Source organism: Actinomadura sp. NPDC048032, from assembly GCF_040653175.1.
GTDB classification, from domain to species: Bacteria; Actinomycetota; Actinomycetes; order Streptosporangiales; family Streptosporangiaceae; genus Spirillospora; species Spirillospora verrucosospora.
This window is the reverse complement of record NZ_JBEZJP010000760.1, coordinates 1-1830: the sequence shown is the minus strand read 5'-3', so window position 1 is coordinate 1830 and position 1830 is coordinate 1. Positions and strand designations below refer to the sequence as shown.

The following is a 1830-nucleotide window of genomic DNA, read 5'->3' as shown; positions in this document are numbered from 1 at the left end:
GGCCGGTGCCGCGGGACCCCCCGAGAGCGCGGCGCGCCTCCCGGCGCCGCCCCGCCGCCGCCGGCGCGGCGGCTTCCTGACCCCGCCGTGGTGGTTCGCGGCGCCCGCCCTGCTGGTGTACGCGCTGATCGTCCTGTATCCGAGCGCCAGCGGGATCGTCTACGCCTTCACCGACTGGAACGGCATCGGCGACCGGTCGTTCGTCGGCGTCGACAACTTCGGCCGCCTGCTGCGGGACGACGCCGCGCGCGGCTCGCTGGTCAACACGCTGCTGCTGACGGTCGCGATCGTGGTCGTCCAGAACGGCATCGGGCTGCTGCTCGCGCTGGGCGTGCACACGCGCATCAGGTCGCGCGCGGTGCTGCGGGTCGTCTTCTTCGCGCCCGCGGTCGTCAGCCCCGTGATGGTCGCGTTCCTGTGGAAGTACGTCTACAACCCGGCGCCGGACGCGGGGCTCAACGGGATCCTCGGCGCGGTGGGGCTCGGCTCCCTGCGCCAGGACTGGCTCGGCGACCCCTCGCTCGCGCTGTGGTCGGTGGCCGGCATGGTGATCTGGCAGTTCTCCGGATACTCGATGGTCATCTTCCTGGCCGGGCTGGAGGGCGTGCCCGCGGAGCTGCACGAGGCCGCGATGATCGACGGCGCCGGGCGGTTCCAGCGGTTCCGCAGCGTCACCTGGCCGCTGCTCGCGCCCGCCGTCACGATCAACGTCATGCTGTCGACCATCGGCGGGCTCAAGCTGTTCGACCAGGTCTACGCGGCCACGAGCGGCGGGCCCGGCCACGCCAGCGAGACGCTGTCGACCGTCCTGTACAAGCAGGCGTTCGTGTTCGGCAACTACGGTTACAGCACGGCGATCGCGCTGGTCCTGGCGCTGTTCGTCGCCGCGGTCTCGCTGATCCAGATCCGGTACCTGCGCGGTCGGGAGGTGGCATGAGCCTGCGTTACGGACTGCGCACGTTCGCCCTGGAAGTCGTGATGATCGCGGTCGCGCTGGCGTTCCTGTTCCCGGTGTACGCGCTCATCACGCTGTCGCTGAAGGACAAGCAGCAGATCGCCTCGGCGCCGCTGGCGCCGCCGTCGTCGCCGACGTTCGGCAACTACTCCGACGCCTGGTCGCGGGCCTCGCTCGGCTCGGCGCTGGTGAACAGCACGGTGATCACGGTGGTGAGCCTGGTGGCGCTCATCGCGATCGGGGCGTTCGCGGCCTACTTCCTGGCCCGCTGCGCCACGCGGCTCGGTTTCACGCTGTACGTGCTGTTCCTGCTCGGCATCGTGCTGCCGTTCCAGCTCGGCATGATCCCGCTGTTCAAGCTCGCCGACTCGGCGGGCCTGCTCGGCACCTACCAAGGGATGATCATCTTCTACACCGGCATCCAGCTGCCGTTCACGATCTTCCTCTACACGGGGTTCATCCGGGCGCTGCCGGGCGACTACGCCAACGCGGCGCTGATCGACGGCGCGGGCCACCTGCAGGCCTTCACCCGGGTCGTGTTCCCGCTGCTGCGGCCGATCACCGGCACGGTGCTGATCCTCAACGCCGTGTTCATCTGGAACGACTTCTTCACACCGCTGCTGTACCTGGGCGGATCGGCGCGCGAGACGGTGCCGGTGCGGGTCTTCGCCTTCGTGGGCCAGTACGTCTCGGACTACGGCCTGGTCTTCGCCGGCCTGGTCCTCGCCGCCCTCCCGATCATCGTGATCTTCCTGGTGCTGCAACGGTATGTGATCAAGGGGTTTGCGAGCGGGCTCAAGGGATGAGCGGAGCGAACCGGGGGGTGTGGGGGGTCGCCCCCCACAGGGAGCAGGGATGAGCGGAGCGAACCGGGG

The 1830-nt window shown here is 69.6% G+C and carries 2 protein-coding genes; both read left to right on the top strand.

The window, feature by feature from the left end; translation table 11 throughout:
• Window positions 1-937: sugar ABC transporter permease (locus AB0C69_RS41945; protein WP_360362430.1), on the top strand; the 937-nt coding region annotated here is incomplete at its 5' end.
• Window positions 934-1761, top strand: a complete 828-nt coding sequence (locus tag AB0C69_RS41940) for an ABC transporter permease subunit (protein WP_353835173.1) — start codon at window positions 934-936, stop codon at window positions 1759-1761. The genes AB0C69_RS41945 and AB0C69_RS41940, both read left to right, overlap by 4 nt.
• Window positions 1762-1830 lie beyond the last annotated feature (69 nt).

Bases quoted from the DNA above. Each gene is read 5' to 3' on its own strand.
- AB0C69_RS41940 (WP_353835173.1), top strand. From the start codon at position 934: ATGAGCCTGCGTTACGGACTGCGCACGTTCGCCCTGGAAGTCGTGATG.